The organism is Streptomyces sp. NPDC045968 (genome assembly GCF_056430475.1).
Map to the genome: position 1 here is coordinate 237498 of NZ_JBWKLF010000008.1, position 18220 is coordinate 255717.

Here is an 18220-nt window from a genome sequence, read left to right on the forward strand (position 1 = left end):
CAGTGGCGAAGGCAAAGTTCGAGCGGACTAAGCCGCACGTCAACATCGGCACCATCGGTCACATCGACCACGGTAAGACGACCCTCACGGCCGCCATTACCAAGGTGCTGCACGACGCGTACCCGGACCTGAACGAGGCCTCGGCCTTCGACCAGATCGACAAGGCTCCCGAAGAGCGCCAGCGCGGTATCACCATCTCGATCGCGCACGTCGAGTACCAGACGGAGTCGCGTCACTACGCGCACGTCGACTGCCCGGGTCACGCCGACTACATCAAGAACATGATCACGGGTGCGGCGCAGATGGACGGCGCCATCCTCGTGGTCGCGGCCACCGACGGCCCGATGCCGCAGACCAAGGAGCACGTGCTCCTGGCCCGCCAGGTCGGCGTCCCCTACATCGTTGTCGCGCTGAACAAGGCCGACATGGTGGACGACGAGGAGATCCTGGAGCTCGTCGAGCTCGAGGTTCGTGAGCTCCTCTCCGAGTACGAGTTCCCGGGCGACGACCTTCCGGTCGTCAAGGTCTCGGCGCTCAAGGCTCTTGAGGGTGACAAGGAGTGGGGCCAGACCGTCCTCGACCTGATGAAGGCCGTCGACGAGTCGATCCCGCAGCCCGAGCGTGACGTCGAGAAGCCGTTCCTCATGCCGATCGAGGACGTCTTCACGATCACCGGTCGTGGCACCGTCGTCACCGGTCGTATCGAGCGTGGTGTCCTCAAGGTCAACGAGACCGTCGACATCGTCGGTATCAAGACCGAGAAGGTCACCACCACGGTCACCGGTATCGAGATGTTCCGCAAGCTGCTCGACGAGGGCCAGGCCGGTGAGAACGTCGGTCTGCTCCTCCGTGGCATCAAGCGCGAGGACGTCGAGCGCGGCCAGGTCATCATCAAGCCGGGTTCGGTCACGCCGCACACCGAGTTCGAGGCGCAGTCCTACATCCTGTCGAAGGACGAGGGTGGCCGTCACACCCCGTTCTTCAACAACTACCGCCCGCAGTTCTACTTCCGTACCACGGACGTAACGGGCGTTGTGACCCTTCCCGAGGGCACCGAGATGGTCATGCCGGGCGACAACACCCTCATGAACGTCTCGCTGATCCAGCCCGTCGCCATGGAAGAGGGCCTGAAGTTCGCCATCCGTGAGGGTGGCCGGACCGTGGGCGCCGGCCAGGTCACCAAGATCGTCAAGTAATTACCTGACTGTCTGACCTGGTTGCTCCGCACAGAGCACCGAGAAGGGCCCCGGCCCGCCGCGCGAGCGGTGGACCGGGGCCCTTCTGTGTGTCCGGGGGCCGGGCCCGGCGGCCTACGCGGGCCGCCAGATCCAGGGCACGGCGTCCGGGCCCAGGCCCACGACGCTCGGCCGGCCCTCGGCGTCGACGTGGAGCGCGGTGCCGTCGAGGGCCGCGGGCCCCTGGGTCCGTACGTGGAGTCCGCTGCTCGTACGGAGCTGGACCCGGCCCTCCGCGGTGCGGCCGAGCAGGACGGCACCCCGGGGCGCCGCCGCCGCGGTGACGGGTCCGTACCCGCCGAAGTCGTCGCGCTCCACGACGGCGCCCGAGCGCACGGTGGTCAGCCCCGCCTGCGCCTCGGCCCGGTAGAACACCTCCACGGACCCGTCAGCGGCCGTGAGAGCGGCCGGTGCCACACCGGGCACCGGAGCCTCGTCGAGCTGGGTGCGGGCGGTCAGCGCCTCCCCCGGCGCGTCCTGCGTCCAGTGGTGCACCGCGTGATGGCCCGCCGCGAAGACATGCACGCGGCCCGCCCCGTCGACGGCGGCGGCGAACCCGTCCTGCACCTGGCCGCCGCCCGTGTCACGCCAGCCGCTCCACCGCCCGGCCGCGGAGCGCACCCGGGTACTGAGCCCGCCCTCGGCGTTCCGTACGAAGAGGTGGACCCGTCCGTCCGGGGCGGCGAGGGCGACCGGTATGCCGATCCGGCGCCCGTGGTCCCGTCCCCGGGCGGGATTGCCGAGGCCCCGCCAGGCGCTGAACCCGCCGCCGGGGGAACGCTGTTCCAGCAGGACGATCTCGCGCTCGTTGTCACTGCCGTGCCCGCCGAGCGCCGCGAAACGCAGCCCGAACAGGAGCTGCCTGCCGTCGGTGAGGGTGGCCGAGCCGAGTACGGGGGCGAGCGGGCCGCCGCCGAGGTCGTCGGGAGCGTCCCAGGTCCCGCTGCCGGGCGCGCTCTCACGCCACCGGACGGCCCGCAGACCCAGCACGCCGTACGCGACCAGCGGGCCGTCCGGTCCGGCGGCGAGGGCCGGCCTGGCCCCCGGGTAGCGGTGGTGGGTGGAGCGGACCCAGCCCTTCCTGTTGGTCAGGGGCCGGTCGCCGCCCACGTTGTAGTCCCCGCAGCCGGCCGGGTTGCCGCACTCCCAGTCGGGCGAGCCGCCGTAGGGGACGAGGTGGCCGGCCTTCCGGGTGAGCACGGCCGGCGGCAGGTTCTTGGGCCAGTGGCGGTTGTAGTAGCCGCGGAACGAGCTGGCGACGAAGGCGGGCACGGTTCCGCCGCTCCGGGTGGACCGGGCCGACCAGCGGATCATCGCCGCCCAGGCGAAACAGGCCGCCGCGGTGTGGTCGGCGTGGTCGGAGTACCCGCGCTGTTCGCTGTCCCGCCGGCGGACGGCCTCGGTGCTGTGCTGGATGTCCGGATCGGGGTCCAGGGTGTGGACGACGGTCGGCCGGTACCGCTCCAGCAGTCCCGCGAGTACGTCGACGAGCCCCTCGTACGTATACGAACCCGCCCTGCGGACAGGGGAGTTGTCGGCGACCACGGTTCGCAGGACGAGGTGCCGGTCGTGCCAGAGGCTCGGCAGTCCCAGGCGGCCGTGCGAGGTGTGCATGGCCGTGCCGAGGAAGATCAGCTCGACCCGGCGGGTGCCGTCGGCCAGGACGTCGCACTCGGCCAGGTGCCGGCCGTGCAGCGTCACCACGGACCGCTGCCAGGGGGTGAACCCGTCGAGGCCGAGCAAGGTGGCGTACGCCTGGCGGAGCCCCTGCTGGCGCGAGGAGGAGTACGCGGACCTGTCCGGGGCCGGGTGGGGCGCACCGGGGATCTTGTTGACACCGTCGGCCTCGCCCGCGGTGAGGTAGACGCAGACCAGGGGAGTCCCGGAGTCGAGGGTCTCCCGGGCGTCCGGGTTCATGAAGTACAGGTCGTCGTCCGGGTGGGCGAGGATCTGCATCAGCCGGGCCCGCCCGGAGGAGCTGATCGGGAAGCCCGGAGCCGGATTCGGCATCGGGTTCCGGCGCCGGGGGGCCGGCACGGAACAGGCGGTGAGCACCGCCAGGCCGGTGGCCGCCATCACCGCCGTCCGTCTGCGGACACCGGTTTCTGGCAGAGCAGGTCGATCCGTCACGCCGCGCACCCTTCGCATTCCGCTTCCCCCGCAGCGGGCGTGAGGGATGCCCTGGGCTGCGTACCACCGCTTCGACGCGGGTCACGGCCGGCAGGGCCGTTCCCGCGAGGGAGTAGACGGGCGCGGGGACGTAAGGGTTGCCCTGCTCAGGACCCGGGTGCGCGGACCGTGAAGACGTCGACGGGGTTCTCCGACTCCAGGGCGAAGCCGTGGCCCTGGTGGGCGGGGGAGAGGGGGAAGTGCTCCAGGTCGGGGCGCGCGTCACGACCGGGGGAGTTTCCCGGGGACGGGCGGAAGCCCCGCAGGTGCGGCCGTTCGTGCCCGCGTTTGACCAAACGACCCCGGGGGGTAAGATCCTCCGCCCGATTGGCCAGGCTCGTGCCCCGTATGGCACACTGACCAGGTTGCTCGGTTGAGTGTCAATGCTGCGCGCCTCCCGCCGGGAGGACCGGAAGCGAGTCCCACGGTACTCGTCGACCCCATGCGGGTCGGACGTACGGGAATCTTTCGGGAAGTTAGGCAGGGCGCCGACCAGGCACCCGGTGGGTGTTCCGCCCCCGGTCGCGAGGTCTGAGGGCCCGCACCCCCTTGGTTGGGAAATCCTTCGGGAGATCTTCGTAGAGGGGATGCGACACGCCCGACCGCGTGGGTCGGAGACGGAGTTACGAGAACCCCCGGGTTCCAGAGCGTTACTGAGAGACAGGACTACTAGTAGCCATGGCGGGACAGAAGATCCGCATCCGGCTCAAGGCCTACGACCACGAGGTCATCGACTCCTCGGCGAAGAAGATCGTCGAGACGGTGACCCGCACTGGTGCGTCGGTCGCGGGCCCGGTGCCGCTGCCCACTGAGAAGAACGTGTACTGCGTCATCAAGTCGCCGCACAAGTACAAGGACTCTCGCGAGCACTTCGAGATGCGCACGCACAAGCGCCTCATCGACATTCTCGACCCCACGCCGAAGACGGTTGACTCGCTGATGCGCCTCGACCTGCCGGCTGGCGTCGACATCGAGATCAAGCTCTGAGGGGACGGGCCGAGATGAGCAAGAACATCAAGGGCGTCCTGGGCGAGAAGCTCGGCATGACCCAGGTCTGGGACGAGAACAACCGGGTTGTCCCGGTGACCGTCGTCAAGGCCGGGCCGTGCGTCGTGACGCAGGTTCGTACGAACGACAGCGACGGCTACGAGTCGGTCCAGATCGCCTTCGGCGAGATCGACCCTCGCAAGGTGAACAAGCCCCTCAAGGGCCACTTCGCCAAGGCCGACGTGACCCCCCGCCGCCACCTGGTGGAGCTCCGCACCCCTGACTCCAGCGAGTACACGCTGGGCCAGGAGATCACTGCCGAGGTGTTCGAGTCCGGCGTCAAGGTTGACGTCACGGGCAAGAGCAAGGGCAAGGGCTTCGCCGGTGTCATGAAGCGTCACAACTTCAAGGGCCTCGGCGCCGGTCACGGCGTCCAGCGCAAGCACCGTTCCCCCGGTTCGATCGGTGGCTGCGCCACCCCTGGGCGTGTCTTCAAGGGCATGCGCATGGCCGGCCGGATGGGTAACGAGCGCGTCACCACCCAGAACCTGACCATCCACGCGGTTGACGCGGAGAAGGGTCTGCTCCTCATCAAGGGCGCAGTCCCCGGTCCGAACGGCGGCCTCGTCCTGGTCCGTACCGCGGCCAAGGGGGCTTGAGGTAATGAGCACCATTGACATCCTTTCGCCGGCAGGCGACAAGGCCGGTACCGTCGAGCTCCCCGCGGAGATCTTCGACGCGAAGACCAGCGTTCCGCTGATCCACCAGGTCGTTGTCGCACAGCTGGCAGCTGCCCGTCAGGGCACGCACAAGACCAAGCGTCGCGGCGAAGTCCGTGGTGGTGGCCGCAAGCCTTACCGCCAGAAGGGCACCGGCCGCGCGCGCCAGGGTTCGACCCGCGCGCCGCAGTTCGCCGGCGGTGGCGTCGTCCACGGCCCGCAGCCGCGCGACTACTCGCAGCGCACCCCGAAGAAGATGAAGGCCGCCGCCCTGCGCGGTGCCCTCTCCGACCGGGCGCGTCACTCCCGCATCCACGTCGTCACCGGCGTGGTCGAGGGTGGAGTTTCCACGAAGGCCGCCAAGACGCTGTTCGGCAAGATCTCGGAGCGCTCCAACCTGCTCCTGGTCGTCGACCGCGCCGACGAGGCCGCGTGGCTGTCCGCACGCAACCTGCCCCAGGTGCACATCCTGGAGCCGGGCCAGCTGAACACGTACGACGTGATCGTCTCTGACGACGTGGTCTTCACCCAGGCCGCTTTCGAGTCCTTCGTGTCTGGCCCCCAGACCGCTGAGACCGAAGGGAGCGACGCCTGATGAGCGAGGCGACCGTTACCAGCTCGACCATCACGAGCAAGACCTACTCGGACCCGCGTGACGTTCTCGTCAAGCCGGTTGTCTCCGAGAAGAGCTATGCGCTGCTCGACGAGAACAAGTACACGTTCATCGTCGCGCCCGGCTCCAACAAGACCCAGATCAAGCAGGCCGTGGAAGCGGTCTTCTCGGTCAAGGTCACCGGGGTCAACACGATCAACCGGCAGGGCAAGCGCAAGCGGACCAAGACCGGCTTCGGCAAGCGCGCTGACACCAAGCGCGCCATCGTGACCCTCGCCGAGGGCGACCGTATCGACATCTTCGGCGGCCCGACCTCCTGACGGAGGTCGAGTCGTCCGGAATCGGACGAGGACTGAGAAATGGGTATCCGCAAGTACAAGCCGACGACCCCGGGCCGTCGTGGCTCCAGCGTCGCCGACTTTGTCGAGATCACGCGGTCCACGCCGGAGAAGTCGCTGGTCCGCCCCCTGCACAGCAAGGGCGGCCGTAACAACGCCGGTCGTGTGACCGTTCGCCACCAGGGCGGTGGCCACAAGCGCGCCTACCGAGTGATCGACTTCCGTCGTCACGACAAGGACGGCGTGCCGGCCAAGGTCGCGCACATCGAGTACGACCCGAACCGCACCGCGCGCATCGCGCTGCTGCACTACGCGGACGGCGAGAAGCGTTACATCGTCGCTCCCCGTGGCCTGTCGCAGGGTGACCGTGTCGAGAACGGTCCGACCGCAGACATCAAGCCCGGCAACAACCTGGCGCTGCGTAACATCCCGGTCGGTACGACCATCCACGCCATCGAGCTGCGGCCCGGCGGCGGCGCGAAGTTCGCCCGTTCCGCGGGTGCCTCCGTGCAGCTGCTGGCGAAGGAGGGCACCATGGCCCACCTTCGTATGCCGTCGGGTGAGATCCGCCTGGTCGACGCCCGCTGCCGCGCCACCATCGGCGAGGTCGGCAACGCCGAGCAGTCGAACATCAACTGGGGCAAGGCCGGCCGTATGCGCTGGAAGGGCGTTCGCCCGACCGTCCGCGGTGTCGCGATGAACCCGGTTGACCACCCGCACGGTGGTGGTGAAGGCAAGACCTCCGGTGGACGTCACCCGGTCTCGCCGTGGGGTCAGAAGGAAGGTCGTACTCGTTCGCCGAAGAAGGCATCGAACAAGTACATCGTCCGCCGCCGCAAGACGAACAAGAAGCGCTAGGAGCGGGTTTAGATGCCGCGCAGTCTCAAGAAGGGGCCCTTCGTCGACGGCCACCTCATCAAGAAGGTGGACGTACAGAACGAGGCAGGCACCAAGAACGTCATCAAGACCTGGTCCCGTCGCTCGATGATCGTCCCGGCCATGCTGGGTCACACCATCGCGGTGCACAACGGCAAGATCCATGTCCCGGTGTTCGTCACCGAGTCGATGGTCGGCCACAAGCTCGGCGAGTTCTCGCCGACTCGCACCTTCCGCGGCCACGTCAAGGACGACCGGAAGTCGAAGCGCCGCTAAGCGCGGGGTGGAAACGACTATGACTTACACCGAAGGGACAACCATGGAAGCCAGGGCCCAGGCGCGGTACATCCGCGTCACGCCCATGAAGGCCCGCCGAGTGGTGGACCTCATCCGTGGCATGGATGCCACGGAGGCTCAGGCGGTCCTGCGTTTCGCCCCGCAGGCCGCGAGCGTGCCGGTTGGCAAGGTGCTTGACAGCGCCATTGCCAACGCTGCACACAACTACGACCACACCGACGCCTCTTCGCTGGTCATCAGCGAGGCGTACGTGGACGAGGGCCCGACCCTGAAGCGGTTCCGTCCGCGTGCTCAGGGCCGTGCCTACCGGATCCGTAAGCGGACCAGCCACATCACCGTGGTCGTCAGCAGCAAGGAAGGAACCCGGTAATGGGCCAGAAGGTTAACCCGCATGGGTTCCGGCTCGGCATTACCACGGACTTCAAGTCCCGTTGGTACGCCGACAAGCTGTACAAGGACTACGTCAAGGAAGACGTTGCCATTCGTCGCATGATGACGAAGGGCATGGAGCGTGCCGGTATCTCGAAGGTTGAGATCGAGCGCACCCGCGACCGCGTCCGTGTCGACATCCACACCGCCCGCCCGGGCATCGTCATCGGTCGCCGTGGCGCCGAGGCCGACCGCATCCGTGGCGAGCTGGAGAAGCTGACCGGCAAGCAGGTCCAGCTGAACATCCTCGAGGTCAAGAACCCCGAGGTGGACGCTCAGCTGGTGGCCCAGGCCGTCGCCGAGCAGCTCTCCTCCCGCGTCTCCTTCCGTCGTGCCATGCGTAAGAGCATGCAGAGCACGATGAAGGCCGGCGCCAAGGGCATCAAGATCCAGTGCGGCGGTCGCCTCGGCGGCGCCGAGATGTCCCGCTCGGAGTTCTACCGCGAGGGCCGCGTGCCCCTGCACACGCTCCGCGCGAACGTGGACTACGGCTTCTTCGAGGCCAAGACGACCTTCGGCCGTATCGGTGTGAAGGTCTGGATCTACAAGGGCGACGTCAAGAACATCGCCGAGGTCCGCGCCGAGAACGCTGCGGCCCGTGCCGGTAACCGTCCGGCTCGTGGCGCTGAGCGTCCCGCCGGCCGCGGTGGCCGCAGTGGTGGCGAGCGTGGCGGTCGCGGAGGCCGCAAGCCGCAGCAGTCCGCGCCGGCAGCGGAGGCCCCCAAGGCCGACGCTCCCGTCGCCGCTGCTCCGGCTGAGAGCACCGGAACGGAGGCCTGACCGAAATGCTGATCCCCCGTAGGGTCAAGCACCGCAAGCAGCACCACCCGAAGCGCAGCGGTATGTCCAAGGGTGGCACGCAGGTTGCGTTCGGCGAGTACGGCATCCAGGCGCTGTCCCCGGCGTACGTGACGAACCGCCAGATCGAGGCCGCTCGTATCGCGATGACCCGCCACATCAAGCGTGGCGGAAAGGTCTGGATCAACATTTATCCGGACCGTCCCCTGACGAAGAAGCCTGCCGAGACCCGCATGGGTTCCGGTAAGGGTTCTCCCGAGTGGTGGATCGCGAACGTCAAGCCGGGTCGGGTGATGTTCGAGCTGTCCTACCCGAACGAGAAGATTGCTCGTGAGGCGCTTACCCGCGCTGCTCACAAGCTTCCGATGAAGTGCCGGATCGTTCGGCGCGAGGCAGGTGAGTCGTGATGTCGGCCGGTACCAAGGCGTCCGAGCTGCGCGAGCTGGGCAACGAGGAGCTCCTCAACAAGCTCCGCGAGGCCAAGGAAGAGCTGTTCAACCTCCGCTTCCAGGCGGCGACGGGCCAGCTCGAGAACCACGGTCGGCTCAAGTCCGTCCGTAAGGACATCGCCCGGATCTACACCCTGATGCGCGAGCGCGAGCTGGGCATCGAGACGGTGGAGAGCGTCTGATGAGCGAGAAGAATGTGACTGAGACGACTGAGCAGCGCGGATTCCGCAAGACCCGTGAGGGTCTCGTCGTCAGCGACAAGATGGACAAGACCGTCGTCGTCGCTGTCGAGGACCGCGTCAAGCACGCGCTGTACGGCAAGGTCATCCGCCGTACGAACAAGCTCAAGGCCCACGACGAGCAGAACTCTGCCGGCGTCGGCGACCGTGTTGTCATCATGGAGACGCGGCCGCTGTCTGCGACGAAGCGCTGGCGCATCGTCGAGATCCTCGAGAAGGCCAAGTAATCCCTGAGGGGGTTTCCCCTCAGGACAGTTCCGCCAGGCTCGGTGGGGGTCCGCTCCGTAACGGAGTGACCCCCGCCGGGAACCGGCAGACGATCAGGAGATAGACGTGATCCAGCAGGAGTCGCGACTTCGTGTCGCCGACAACACGGGTGCGAAGGAAATTCTCACCATCCGTGTTCTCGGTGGCTCGGGTCGCCGCTACGCGGGCATCGGTGACGTCATCGTCGCCACCGTCAAGGACGCAATCCCCGGTGGCAACGTGAAGAAGGGTGACGTCGTCAAGGCCGTCATCGTTCGCACCGTCAAGGAGCGTCGTCGTCAGGATGGCTCGTACATCCGCTTCGACGAGAACGCTGCCGTCATTCTGAAGAACGACGGCGACCCCCGCGGCACCCGTATCTTCGGCCCGGTGGGCCGAGAGCTGCGCGAGAAGAAGTTCATGAAGATCATCTCGCTCGCGCCGGAGGTGCTGTAAGCATGAAGATCAAGAAGGGCGACCTGGTTCAGGTCATCACCGGTAAGGACAAGGGCAAGCAGGGCAAGGTCATCGTTGCCTACCCTGCTCAGGACCGCGTCCTCGTCGAGGGTGTCAACCGGGTCAAGAAGCACACGAAGGCCGGTCAGACCGCTCGCGGTTCGCAGACCGGTGGCATTGTGACGACCGAGGCCCCCGTCCACGTCAGCAACGTGCAGCTGGTTGTTGAGAAGGACGGCAACAAGGTCGTTACTCGCGTCGGCTACCGCTTTGACGACGAGGGCAACAAGATCCGCGTTGCCAAGCGCACCGGTGAGGACATCTGATGACTACCACCACAGCGCCGCGTCTCAAGACGCGCTACCGCGAGGAAATCGCCGGCAAGCTGCGTGAGGAGTTCTCCTACGAGAACGTCATGCAGGTTCCCGGTCTGGTCAAGATCGTGGTCAACATGGGTGTGGGCGACGCCGCCCGCGACTCCAAGCTGATCGACGGGGCCGTCAAGGACCTCACCACGATCACCGGTCAGAAGCCGGCCGTCACCAAGGCCCGCAAGTCGATCGCGCAGTTCAAGCTGCGCGAGGGGCAGCCGATCGGCTGCCACGTCACCCTCCGTGGTGACCGCATGTGGGAGTTCCTGGACCGTACGCTGTCGCTCGCGCTTCCGCGTATCCGTGACTTCCGCGGCCTGTCGCCGAAGCAGTTCGACGGCCGTGGCAACTACACCTTCGGTCTCACGGAGCAGGTCATGTTCCACGAGATCGACCAGGACAAGATCGACCGGGTCCGGGGCATGGACATCACCGTGGTCACCACGGCGACCAACGACGACGAGGGTCGTGCCCTCCTTCGTCACCTCGGCTTCCCGTTCAAGGAGAACTGACCGTGGCGAAGAAGGCTCTGATCGCTAAGGCCGCCCGTAAGCCGAAGTTCGGCGTCCGCGGGTACACCCGCTGCCAGCGCTGCGGCCGGCCGCACTCCGTCTACCGCAAGTTCGGCCTGTGCCGCGTGTGCCTTCGTGAGATGGCTCACCGTGGCGAGCTGCCGGGCGTGACCAAGAGCTCCTGGTAATTCTCCTTCGCCCCTTGGGCGTTGGGAATACCCGGAGACTCTCGGTAAGCATCTGGTCGGCAGGAGCCCGGCCTCACATGCCGTAGGCTTGTGGGGTTGGGCGCCTGCCGCCCAAGACCGACTTACTACGCCGTAGGTCCCCGCACCGCACCCGTCCCGCCACTGAGTGGGGAGAGGGATGGCGCATACAGGAAACCCCGGCGAGAGAGGCCGAAGGCCAACTCATGACCATGACTGATCCCATCGCAGACATGCTCACGCGTCTGCGCAACGCGAACTCGGCGTATCACGACGACGTCGCGATGCCGCACAGCAAGATCAAGTCGCACATCGCGGAGATCCTCCAGCAGGAGGGCTTCATCACCGGCTGGAAGGTCGAGGACGCCGAGGTTGGAAAGAACCTTGTCCTCGAGCTGAAGTTCGGCCCGAACCGCGAGCGCTCGATCGCCGGCATCAAGCGAATCTCGAAGCCGGGTCTGCGTGTTTACGCAAAGTCCACCAACCTGCCGAAGGTTCTCGGCGGCCTGGGCGTGGCGATCATCTCCACGTCCCACGGTCTCCTGACCGGCCAGCAGGCCAGCAAGAAGGGCGTAGGTGGGGAAGTCCTCGCCTACGTCTGGTAGTCGGGAACGGAGGAACAGCTCATGTCGCGAATCGGCAAGCTCCCCATCCAGGTTCCCGCCGGTGTGGACGTCACCATCGATGGCCGCACGGTAGCGGTGAAGGGCCCCAAGGGCACCCTCTCGCACACCGTTGCCGCGCCGATCGAGGTCACCAAGGGTGAGGACGGCGTGCTCAACGTCGTCCGCCCTAACGACGAGCGTCAGAACAAGGCCCTTCACGGCCTGTCCCGCACGCTGGTGGCGAACATGATCACCGGCGTGACCTCGGGATACAGCAAGGCGCTCGAGATCAGCGGTGTCGGTTACCGAGTCCAGGCGAAGGGCTCCAACCTGGAGTTCGCCCTGGGTTACAGCCACCCGATCCTCATCGAGGCTCCGGAAGGCATCACCTTCAAGGTCGAGTCGCCCACGAAGTTCAGTGTCGAGGGCATCGACAAGCAGAAGGTCGGCGAGGTCTCCGCGAAGATCCGCAAGCTGCGGAAGCCCGACCCGTACAAGGCCAAGGGCGTCAAGTACGCCGGCGAGGTTATCCGCCGCAAGGTCGGAAAGGCGGGTAAGTAAGCCATGGCATACGGTGTAAAGATCGCCAAGGGTGACGCCTACAAGCGTGCCGCCCTCAAGCGCCGCCACATCCGCGTCCGCAAGCACATCTCCGGTTCGCCGGAGCGGCCGCGCCTGGTTGTGACGCGTTCCAACCGCCACATGGTGGCTCAGGTCATCGACGACATCGCGGGCCACACGCTCGCGTCGGCGTCGACCCTGGACGCCTCCATCCGTGGTGGCGAGGGTGACAAGAGCACCCTGGCCAAGCAGGTCGGGGCCCTGGTCGCCGAGCGCGCCAAGGCCGCAGGCGTCGAGGCCGTCGTGTTTGACCGCGGTGGTAACCAGTACGCCGGGCGGATTGCCGCTCTGGCTGACGCCGCCCGTGAAGCCGGGCTGAAGTTCTAAGCCCCGGTTCCTACGCACAGCGGACGTAACAGAGAGAGGTAATTCCAATGGCTGGACCCCAGCGCCGCGGAAGCGGTGCCGGTGGCGGCGAGCGGCGGGACCGGAAGGGCCGTGACGGTGGCGCAAGCGCCGCCGAGAAGACCGCGTACGTCGAGCGCGTCGTCGCGATCAACCGCGTCGCCAAGGTTGTGAAGGGTGGTCGTCGCTTCAGCTTTACCGCGCTTGTCGTGGTAGGCGATGGTGACGGCACCGTCGGTGTCGGATACGGCAAGGCCAAGGAAGTTCCCGCGGCCATCGCCAAGGGCGTTGAAGAGGCCAAGAAGAGCTTCTTCAAGGTTCCGCGTATCCAGGGCACCATCCCTCACCCGATCCAGGGCGAGAAGGCTGCGGGCGTCGTTCTGCTCAAGCCTGCTTCCCCCGGTACCGGTGTGATCGCGGGTGGCCCGGTGCGCGCCGTTCTGGAGTGCGCCGGCGTTCACGACATCCTGTCGAAGTCGCTCGGTTCTTCGAACCCGATCAACATCGTGCATGCGACCGTGGCGGCCCTTCAGGGCCTGCAGCGTCCCGAGGAGATCGCGGCTCGCCGTGGTCTGCCCCTCGAGGACGTCGCCCCCGCGGCTCTGCTTCGTGCACGTGCGGGAGCGGGTGCGTAATGGCTCGCCTCAAGATCACGCAGACGAAGTCGTACATCGGCAGCAAGCAGAACCACCGCGACACACTGCGTTCGCTCGGGCTCAAGCGCCTGAACGACTCGGTTGTCAAGGAGGACCGCCCCGAGTTCCGCGGAATGGTTCACACCGTCCGCCACCTCGTGACGGTTGAGGAGGTTGACTGACATGGCGGAGAACAGCCCGCTGAAGGCCCACAACCTCCGGCCTGCCCCGGGCGCCAAGACCGCCAAGACCCGTGTGGGTCGTGGTGAGGCGTCCAAGGGTAAGACCGCAGGCCGTGGTACCAAGGGTACGAAGGCTCGTTACCAGGTTCCGGAGCGCTTCGAGGGTGGCCAGATGCCCCTCCACATGCGTCTCCCGAAGCTCAAGGGCTTCAAGAACCCGTTCCGCACGGAGTACCAGGTCGTGAACCTGGACAAGCTCGCGACGCTCTACCCCGAGGGTGGAGAGGTCACGGTGGCCGATCTGGTCGCCAAGGGCGCTGTGCGCAACAACCACCTCGTCAAGGTCCTCGGACAGGGCGAGATCTCCGTGGCGCTGCAGGTTTCGGTTGACGCCGTTTCCGGCTCCGCCAAGGAGAAGATTGCCGCTGCGGGCGGCACTGTCACCGAGCTCGTCTGAGACAACTCGGACAAGCTGGTGGCCTGAACATCCGACCGGGGATGCCTCTCATATGGGGCATCCCCGGTTGGTCGTTCCTAGGGGGGCATGGTCGCCGGTAAGGTGGCCAGCGTTGTTGTGTGCTAACCCCCTGGGCGCCAGCCCGGGGACCTTTGACTGTTACCTAATCGTCGATCCTCAAGACCGTCACCTCTACGCATTGCGCGGGGGTCGCAGGAGGCACCGTGCTCACCGCGTTCGCCCGGGCGTTCAAGACGCCCGACCTGCGCAAGAAGCTGTTCTTCACGCTCGGCATCATCGTGCTCTACCGTCTCGGGGCACACATTCCCGTCCCGGGAGTGAGCTACGAAAACGTCCAGACCTGTGTCAATCAGGCAAGCGAGGGCAACAACAGCCTCTTCGGCCTGGTGAACATGTTCAGCGGTGGTGCACTGCTGCAGATCACGATCTTCGCGCTCGGCATCATGCCGTACATCACGGCCAGCATCATTCTTCAGCTGCTGACCGTCGTCATCCCCAGGCTCGAAGCCCTCAAGAAGGAGGGACAGTCGGGCCAGGGCAAGATCACGCAGTACACGCGTTATCTGACCGTCGCGCTCGCCATCCTCCAGGGCACCGGCCTGGTGGCGACCGCCCGTAGCGGCGCACTGTTCAGCGGCTGCCCTGTCGCCGACCAGATCGTGCCGAACCAGTCGATCTTCACGACGGTCGTCATGGTCCTCACCATGACCGCCGGAACCGCCGCCGTGATGTGGCTCGGTGAGCTCATCACCGACCGCGGCATCGGCAACGGCATGTCGATCCTGATGTTCATCTCGATCGCCGCCAGCTTCCCCGGCGCCCTGTGGGCCATCAAGACGAGCGGCAAGCTCGCGGACGGCTGGATCGAGTTCGCCACCGTCATCCTCATCGGCTTCGTGATGGTCGGGCTCGTCGTCTTCGTCGAGCAGGCCCAGCGCCGTATCCCGGTGCAGTACGCGAAGCGCATGATCGGGCGCAGGTCCTACGGCGGTACGTCCACGTACATCCCGCTGAAGGTGAACCAGGCGGGTGTGATTCCCGTCATCTTCGCTTCTTCGCTGCTCTACATCCCGGCCCTGATCGTCCAGTTCTCCAACTCCACTGCGGGCTGGGCGACATGGATCAAGGATCACTTCGTCAAGGGTGACCACCCGTACTACATCGCGACGTACTTCCTGTTGATCGTGTTCTTCGCCTTCTTCTACGTGGCGATCTCGTTCAACCCCGAGGAAGTCGCCGACAACATGAAGAAGTATGGTGGCTTCATCCCGGGCATCCGGGCTGGTCGCCCGACCGCCGAGTACCTGAGCTACGTGCTCAACAGGATCACTTGGCCGGGCTCGCTGTATCTGGGTCTGATCGCTCTTGTGCCGACGATGGCGTTGGCAGGCTTCGGCGGAGCCAACCAGAACTTCCCGTTCGGCGGGACGAGCATCCTCATCATCGTGGGTGTGGGTCTGGAAACCGTGAAGCAGATCGAGAGTCAGCTCCAGCAGCGCAATTACGAAGGGTTCCTCCGCTGATGCGAATCGTCCTCGTCGGGCCGCCCGGTGCCGGCAAGGGAACGCAGGCTGCGTACCTTGCCAAGAACCTGTCGATTCCGCACATCTCCACGGGCGACCTCTTCCGCGCCAACATCAGCCAGGGCACCGACCTTGGCAAGCAGGCCCGCGCCTACATGGACGCGGGGCAGCTGGTGCCGGACGAGGTCACCATCGGGATGGCCAAGGACCGCATGTCCCAGCCGGACGCCGCCGACGGCTTCCTGCTCGACGGCTTCCCCCGCAATGTGGGACAGGCCGAGGCTCTCGACGGGATCCTCCGGAGCGAGAGCGTCAAGCTGGACGCGGTTCTGGACCTCGAGGTCCCCGAGGACGAGGTGGTCAAGCGCATCGCCGGCCGCCGCATCTGCCGGAACGACAGCGCGCACGTCTTCCACGTGACGTACAACCAGCCGAAGACCGAGGGCGTCTGCGACGCCTGCGGCGGCGAGCTGTACCAGCGGGACGACGACAGCGAGGAGACGGTCAGGACCCGGCTGGAGGTCTACCACACGGAGACCGAGCCGATCATCGACTACTACAGGGCCCAGGGCCTGGTGGTCACCATCTCCGCGCTCGGCAAGGTCACGGACGTGACCGAGCGGGCCATGGAGGCTCTCAAGAAGTCCGACGAGGGCTGAGACCTCCCGCAACACCTTCACAGTCGGCCGCGGCGCCTCAGGGCGTCGCGGCCGACTGTTTGCGCCGTATCGTGGGGTACGCCGCACCCGTATCCCTCAGACGCAGAGAGGCGCCGAGCAATGGTGCAGATCAAGACCCCCGAGCAGATCGCGAAGATGCGCGAGGCCGGCCTGGTGGTCGCCGCCATTCACGCCGCCACCCGCGAGGCGGCCGTGCCCGGCGCCACCACGAAGGACCTGGACGAGGTCGCGCGCAAGGTGATCGCCGACCACGGTGCGAAGTCGAACTTCCTCGGGTACGGCGGATTCCCCGCGACCATCTGCACCTCGGTGAACGAGGTCGTCGTGCACGGCATCCCGGACGAGAAGACGGTCCTCAAGGACGGCGACATCATCTCGATCGACGCCGGCGCGATCATCGACGGCTGGCACGGCGACGCCGCCTACACCGCGTTCGTCGGTACGGGGCACGCCCCGGAGCTCGTGGAGCTGTCCCGGGTGACCGAGGAGTCGATGTGGGCCGGGATCGCCGCGATGAAGGTGAACAACCGCCTCGTGGACATCTCGAAGGCGATCGAGTCCTACATCCGCCGCCAGCCCCGTCCGGCCACCGGCAAGTACGGGATCATCGAGGACTACGGCGGCCACGGCATCGGCACCGAGATGCACATGGACCCGCACCTGCTGAACTACGTCTCCCGCAAGCGCGGCAAGGGCATCAAGCTGGTCCCGGGCGTCTGCCTGGCCATCGAGCCGATGGTGTCCCTCGGTACGGCGCAGACGAAGGTCCTCGCCGACGAGTGGACGGTCCTGACGACGGACGGCACCTGGTCCTCGCACTGGGAGCACTCGATCGCTCTGACGGAGCAGGGACCGCTGGTCCTGACGGCTCCCGACTGCGGGCGCGCGAAGCTGGCCCAGTACGGGATCGAGGCGGCGCCGGACCCGCTGGGGTGACCGCGCTCAGGCGGGCGGAGCCCGGCACAGCCGGCCGAAGCCTGCGAGGCGCCCCGGCGCCGAGCCCGCGAGGGCGGCGTGGAGGAGGGGCCGGGATCGAGGCGGCGCCGGACCCGCTGGGGTGAGGCCGGCCCGCCCGGCAGGTCTAAGGATCACCGATGGTGGGCAAACTTGACGGATTCGTCTTTTCGGGTCCGCTGACGTAGACTGACTCGTCGGCTCTCGTGCATCCGTGTGTCCTCATGCGGAGGACGGAGTCGATCAAGGTAGCCGATTCGAAAGGCGAAGCGTGGCCAAGAAGCAAGGTGCCATCGAAATTGAGGGCACCGTGATCGAGTCCCTCCCGAACGCGATGTTCAGGGTGGAGCTCCAGAACGGTCACAAAGTCCTCGCGCACATCAGCGGCAAGATGCGGATGCACTACATCCGTATCCTCCCGGATGACCGGGTCGTGGTGGAGCTCTCTCCGTACGACCTGACGCGTGGCCGGATCGTCTACCGATACAAGTAGATCTTGCCCACATCGCGCTTCGGCGTGGTGGTGGCACTGACCCGGAGAACCTGACATCCCATGAAGGTCAAGCCGAGCGTCAAGAAGATCTGCGACAAGTGCAAGGTGATCCGCCGTCACGGTCGGGTCATGGTCATCTGCGACAACCTGCGCCACAAGCAGCGCCAGGGCTGAAGCACGACCCCCTGCATCTCGCAGACTTCGCGCGACGCACGTAATACGTACATACGCAGTGCCCGTCCAAGCCACGGCTGACGACACCTCCGGCGGGGGCCGGGGACCCGGACGTACCACCTCAGTACTTCGTACGAGAGGTCGGCGGCCGGGAGTGACACTGTGGAAGACCCCCGAAATGACAACTGGAGCCATTGAATGGCACGCGTTTCAGGTGTTGACATCCCGCGCGAAAAGCGCGTGGAGGTTGCCCTCACCTACGTCTTCGGCATCGGGCGCACCCGGTCCAAGGAGATCCTCGCCACCACCGGCGTGAACCCGAACACCCGCGTTCGTGACCTGGCCGAAGAGGACCTGGTCAAGATCCGCGAGTACGTGGACGCCAACCTCCGCACCGAGGGTGACCTCCGTCGCGAGATTCAGGCCGACATCCGCCGCAAGGTCGAGATCGGTTGCTACCAGGGCATCCGTCACCGCCGCGGTCTGCCGGTGCACGGCCAGCGCACCAGCACCAACGCGCGTACCCGCAAGGGCCCGCGTCGCGCGATCGCCGGTAAGAAGAAGCCGGGCAAGAAGTAGTCCTCAGCGGA

At 66.5% G+C, this 18220-nt stretch carries 30 protein-coding genes; 28 read left to right on the forward strand and 2 right to left on the reverse strand.

The genetic code is table 11. The features are described 5' to 3' along the window. The first annotated feature begins 2 nt into the window (after positions 1-2). Positions 3-1196, forward strand: coding sequence for an elongation factor Tu (tuf, locus tag AC07FA_RS23860; protein WP_328905319.1), 1194 nt, complete (start codon positions 3-5; stop codon positions 1194-1196). A gap of 114 nt (positions 1197-1310) precedes the next feature. Here tuf and AC07FA_RS23865 read toward each other — a convergent pair whose 3' ends face one another. Next, complete coding sequence (locus AC07FA_RS23865; RefSeq protein ID WP_479078073.1) at positions 1311-3383, reverse strand: PIG-L family deacetylase; 2073 nt, start codon at positions 3381-3383, stop codon at positions 1311-1313. Between the two features lie 128 nt (positions 3384-3511). Next, positions 3512-3700, reverse strand: coding sequence for a hypothetical protein (locus tag AC07FA_RS23870; protein ID WP_479078075.1), 189 nt, complete (start codon positions 3698-3700; stop codon positions 3512-3514). 382 nt (positions 3701-4082) lie between these two features. On the opposite strand from AC07FA_RS23870, the gene rpsJ reads away from it, so the two are divergent. From rpsJ to rpsM, 27 genes are all read left to right on the forward strand, one after another. Continuing rightward, entirely contained in the window at positions 4083-4391 is a 309-nt protein-coding gene (gene rpsJ / locus AC07FA_RS23875) for a 30S ribosomal protein S10 (RefSeq protein WP_003948644.1), read from the forward strand. A 14-nt stretch (positions 4392-4405) separates the two neighbouring features. Beyond that, entirely contained in the window at positions 4406-5050 is a 645-nt protein-coding gene (gene rplC, locus AC07FA_RS23880) for a 50S ribosomal protein L3 (protein WP_328905321.1), read from the forward strand. A gap of 4 nt (positions 5051-5054) precedes the next feature. Continuing rightward, a complete protein-coding gene (rplD, locus tag AC07FA_RS23885) occupies positions 5055-5705 on the forward strand; it encodes a 50S ribosomal protein L4 (RefSeq protein ID WP_328905322.1) in 651 nt (216 codons plus the stop codon). Beyond that, a complete protein-coding gene (gene rplW / locus AC07FA_RS23890) occupies positions 5705-6043 on the forward strand; it encodes a 50S ribosomal protein L23 (RefSeq protein ID WP_031096361.1) in 339 nt (112 codons plus the stop codon). The genes rplD and rplW overlap by 1 nt, the downstream gene beginning before the upstream one ends. Positions 6044-6082: 39 nt before the next feature. Then, a complete protein-coding gene (gene rplB / locus AC07FA_RS23895) occupies positions 6083-6919 on the forward strand; it encodes a 50S ribosomal protein L2 (protein WP_003966957.1) in 837 nt (278 codons plus the stop codon). A gap of 12 nt (positions 6920-6931) precedes the next feature. Further along, the gene (gene rpsS / locus AC07FA_RS23900; RefSeq protein WP_003966956.1) at positions 6932-7213 is read left to right on the forward strand and encodes a 30S ribosomal protein S19; all 282 of its coding nucleotides are present in this window, start codon (positions 6932-6934) and stop codon (positions 7211-7213) included. A 43-nt stretch (positions 7214-7256) separates the two neighbouring features. After that, positions 7257-7604: a 50S ribosomal protein L22 gene (gene rplV, locus AC07FA_RS23905; protein ID WP_004571827.1), complete on the forward strand. Its 348-nt coding sequence runs from the start codon at positions 7257-7259 to the stop codon at positions 7602-7604. Then, positions 7604-8443 carry a 30S ribosomal protein S3 gene (gene rpsC, locus AC07FA_RS23910; protein ID WP_479078077.1) on the forward strand — a complete coding sequence of 280 codons (840 nt, stop codon included), beginning with the start codon at positions 7604-7606 and terminating at the stop codon, positions 8441-8443. Before rplV ends, rpsC begins: the two co-directional genes overlap by 1 nt. 5 nt (positions 8444-8448) lie before the next feature. Continuing rightward, the gene (gene rplP / locus AC07FA_RS23915) at positions 8449-8868 is read left to right on the forward strand and encodes a 50S ribosomal protein L16 (RefSeq protein WP_014154587.1); all 420 of its coding nucleotides are present in this window, start codon (positions 8449-8451) and stop codon (positions 8866-8868) included. Next, complete coding sequence (gene rpmC, locus AC07FA_RS23920) at positions 8868-9092, forward strand: 50S ribosomal protein L29 (protein ID WP_014047786.1); 225 nt, start codon at positions 8868-8870, stop codon at positions 9090-9092. Before rplP ends, rpmC begins: the two co-directional genes overlap by 1 nt. Continuing rightward, complete coding sequence (rpsQ, locus tag AC07FA_RS23925) at positions 9092-9376, forward strand: 30S ribosomal protein S17 (RefSeq protein WP_328905325.1); 285 nt, start codon at positions 9092-9094, stop codon at positions 9374-9376. The genes rpmC and rpsQ overlap by 1 nt, the downstream gene beginning before the upstream one ends. Before the next feature lie 106 nt (positions 9377-9482). Further along, positions 9483-9851: a 50S ribosomal protein L14 gene (gene rplN / locus AC07FA_RS23930; protein WP_003966950.1), complete on the forward strand. Its 369-nt coding sequence runs from the start codon at positions 9483-9485 to the stop codon at positions 9849-9851. 2 nt (positions 9852-9853) lie between these two features. Next, a complete protein-coding gene (gene rplX / locus AC07FA_RS23935; protein WP_018550616.1) occupies positions 9854-10177 on the forward strand; it encodes a 50S ribosomal protein L24 in 324 nt (107 codons plus the stop codon). Then, the gene (gene rplE / locus AC07FA_RS23940; RefSeq protein WP_073718383.1) at positions 10177-10734 is read left to right on the forward strand and encodes a 50S ribosomal protein L5; all 558 of its coding nucleotides are present in this window, start codon (positions 10177-10179) and stop codon (positions 10732-10734) included. Before rplX ends, rplE begins: the two co-directional genes overlap by 1 nt. A 2-nt stretch (positions 10735-10736) precedes the next feature. Beyond that, the gene (locus AC07FA_RS23945; protein ID WP_003948630.1) at positions 10737-10922 is read left to right on the forward strand and encodes a type Z 30S ribosomal protein S14; all 186 of its coding nucleotides are present in this window, start codon (positions 10737-10739) and stop codon (positions 10920-10922) included. Between the two features lie 224 nt (positions 10923-11146). Beyond that, positions 11147-11545, forward strand: a complete 399-nt coding sequence (gene rpsH, locus AC07FA_RS23950) for a 30S ribosomal protein S8 (protein WP_028439249.1) — start codon at positions 11147-11149, stop codon at positions 11543-11545. Between the two features lie 21 nt (positions 11546-11566). Then, positions 11567-12106 (forward strand): 50S ribosomal protein L6, encoded by a 540-nt coding sequence (rplF, locus tag AC07FA_RS23955; RefSeq protein WP_383781754.1) that lies wholly within the window; start codon positions 11567-11569, stop codon positions 12104-12106. A gap of 3 nt (positions 12107-12109) precedes the next feature. Continuing rightward, a complete protein-coding gene (rplR, locus tag AC07FA_RS23960) occupies positions 12110-12493 on the forward strand; it encodes a 50S ribosomal protein L18 (protein ID WP_069171153.1) in 384 nt (127 codons plus the stop codon). A 47-nt stretch (positions 12494-12540) separates the two neighbouring features. After that, entirely contained in the window at positions 12541-13146 is a 606-nt protein-coding gene (gene rpsE, locus AC07FA_RS23965) for a 30S ribosomal protein S5 (protein WP_056796577.1), read from the forward strand. Further along, entirely contained in the window at positions 13146-13328 is a 183-nt protein-coding gene (gene rpmD, locus AC07FA_RS23970; protein ID WP_003966943.1) for a 50S ribosomal protein L30, read from the forward strand. Before rpsE ends, rpmD begins: the two co-directional genes overlap by 1 nt. A 1-nt stretch (position 13329) precedes the next feature. After that, the gene (gene rplO / locus AC07FA_RS23975; RefSeq protein ID WP_014047794.1) at positions 13330-13785 is read left to right on the forward strand and encodes a 50S ribosomal protein L15; all 456 of its coding nucleotides are present in this window, start codon (positions 13330-13332) and stop codon (positions 13783-13785) included. A gap of 224 nt (positions 13786-14009) precedes the next feature. Further along, positions 14010-15329 (forward strand): preprotein translocase subunit SecY, encoded by a 1320-nt coding sequence (gene secY, locus AC07FA_RS23980; protein ID WP_479078079.1) that lies wholly within the window; start codon positions 14010-14012, stop codon positions 15327-15329. Beyond that, on the forward strand, positions 15329-15988 hold the full coding sequence (locus AC07FA_RS23985; protein WP_479078080.1) for an adenylate kinase: 660 nt from the start codon (positions 15329-15331) through the stop codon (positions 15986-15988). The genes secY and AC07FA_RS23985 overlap by 1 nt, the downstream gene beginning before the upstream one ends. A gap of 120 nt (positions 15989-16108) precedes the next feature. Beyond that, positions 16109-16945, forward strand: a complete 837-nt coding sequence (gene map / locus AC07FA_RS23990; RefSeq protein ID WP_479078081.1) for a type I methionyl aminopeptidase — start codon at positions 16109-16111, stop codon at positions 16943-16945. Positions 16946-17234: 289 nt separating this feature from the next. Then, the gene (infA, locus tag AC07FA_RS23995; protein ID WP_014047798.1) at positions 17235-17456 is read left to right on the forward strand and encodes a translation initiation factor IF-1; all 222 of its coding nucleotides are present in this window, start codon (positions 17235-17237) and stop codon (positions 17454-17456) included. A 60-nt stretch (positions 17457-17516) separates the two neighbouring features. After that, a complete protein-coding gene (gene rpmJ / locus AC07FA_RS24000) occupies positions 17517-17630 on the forward strand; it encodes a 50S ribosomal protein L36 (protein ID WP_003956441.1) in 114 nt (37 codons plus the stop codon). 198 nt (positions 17631-17828) lie between these two features. After that, positions 17829-18209, forward strand: coding sequence for a 30S ribosomal protein S13 (rpsM, locus tag AC07FA_RS24005; RefSeq protein WP_018490826.1), 381 nt, complete (start codon positions 17829-17831; stop codon positions 18207-18209). Positions 18210-18220: the final 11 nt, after the last annotated feature.

Bases quoted from the DNA above. Each gene is read 5' to 3' on its own strand.
- rpsQ (WP_328905325.1), top strand. From the start codon at position 9,092: ATGAGCGAGAAGAATGTGACTGAGACGACTGAGCAGCGCGGATTCCGC.
- rplO (WP_014047794.1), top strand. From the start codon at position 13,330: ATGGCGGAGAACAGCCCGCTGAAGGCCCACAACCTCCGGCCTGCCCCG.
- rpsM (WP_018490826.1), top strand. From the start codon at position 17,829: ATGGCACGCGTTTCAGGTGTTGACATCCCGCGCGAAAAGCGCGTGGAG.
- rplE (WP_073718383.1), top strand. From the start codon at position 10,177: ATGACTACCACCACAGCGCCGCGTCTCAAGACGCGCTACCGCGAGGAA.
- map (WP_479078081.1), top strand. From the start codon at position 16,109: ATGGTGCAGATCAAGACCCCCGAGCAGATCGCGAAGATGCGCGAGGCC.
- rplB (WP_003966957.1), top strand. From the start codon at position 6,083: ATGGGTATCCGCAAGTACAAGCCGACGACCCCGGGCCGTCGTGGCTCC.
- rplF (WP_383781754.1), top strand. From the start codon at position 11,567: ATGTCGCGAATCGGCAAGCTCCCCATCCAGGTTCCCGCCGGTGTGGAC.
- rpmD (WP_003966943.1), top strand. From the start codon at position 13,146: ATGGCTCGCCTCAAGATCACGCAGACGAAGTCGTACATCGGCAGCAAG.
- rpsH (WP_028439249.1), top strand. From the start codon at position 11,147: ATGACCATGACTGATCCCATCGCAGACATGCTCACGCGTCTGCGCAAC.
- rplX (WP_018550616.1), top strand. From the start codon at position 9,854: ATGAAGATCAAGAAGGGCGACCTGGTTCAGGTCATCACCGGTAAGGAC.
- rpsS (WP_003966956.1), top strand. From the start codon at position 6,932: ATGCCGCGCAGTCTCAAGAAGGGGCCCTTCGTCGACGGCCACCTCATC.
- rplC (WP_328905321.1), top strand. From the start codon at position 4,406: ATGAGCAAGAACATCAAGGGCGTCCTGGGCGAGAAGCTCGGCATGACC.
- rplV (WP_004571827.1), top strand. From the start codon at position 7,257: ATGGAAGCCAGGGCCCAGGCGCGGTACATCCGCGTCACGCCCATGAAG.
- rplW (WP_031096361.1), top strand. From the start codon at position 5,705: ATGAGCGAGGCGACCGTTACCAGCTCGACCATCACGAGCAAGACCTAC.
- rplR (WP_069171153.1), top strand. From the start codon at position 12,110: ATGGCATACGGTGTAAAGATCGCCAAGGGTGACGCCTACAAGCGTGCC.
- rpmC (WP_014047786.1), top strand. From the start codon at position 8,868: ATGTCGGCCGGTACCAAGGCGTCCGAGCTGCGCGAGCTGGGCAACGAG.
- rpsC (WP_479078077.1), top strand. From the start codon at position 7,604: ATGGGCCAGAAGGTTAACCCGCATGGGTTCCGGCTCGGCATTACCACG.
- AC07FA_RS23985 (WP_479078080.1), top strand. From the start codon at position 15,329: ATGCGAATCGTCCTCGTCGGGCCGCCCGGTGCCGGCAAGGGAACGCAG.
- rpmJ (WP_003956441.1), top strand. From the start codon at position 17,517: ATGAAGGTCAAGCCGAGCGTCAAGAAGATCTGCGACAAGTGCAAGGTG.
- rplD (WP_328905322.1), top strand. From the start codon at position 5,055: ATGAGCACCATTGACATCCTTTCGCCGGCAGGCGACAAGGCCGGTACC.
- AC07FA_RS23865 (WP_479078073.1), bottom strand. From the start codon at position 3,383: ATGCGAAGGGTGCGCGGCGTGACGGATCGACCTGCTCTGCCAGAAACC.
- rpsE (WP_056796577.1), top strand. From the start codon at position 12,541: ATGGCTGGACCCCAGCGCCGCGGAAGCGGTGCCGGTGGCGGCGAGCGG.
- rplP (WP_014154587.1), top strand. From the start codon at position 8,449: ATGCTGATCCCCCGTAGGGTCAAGCACCGCAAGCAGCACCACCCGAAG.
- rpsJ (WP_003948644.1), top strand. From the start codon at position 4,083: ATGGCGGGACAGAAGATCCGCATCCGGCTCAAGGCCTACGACCACGAG.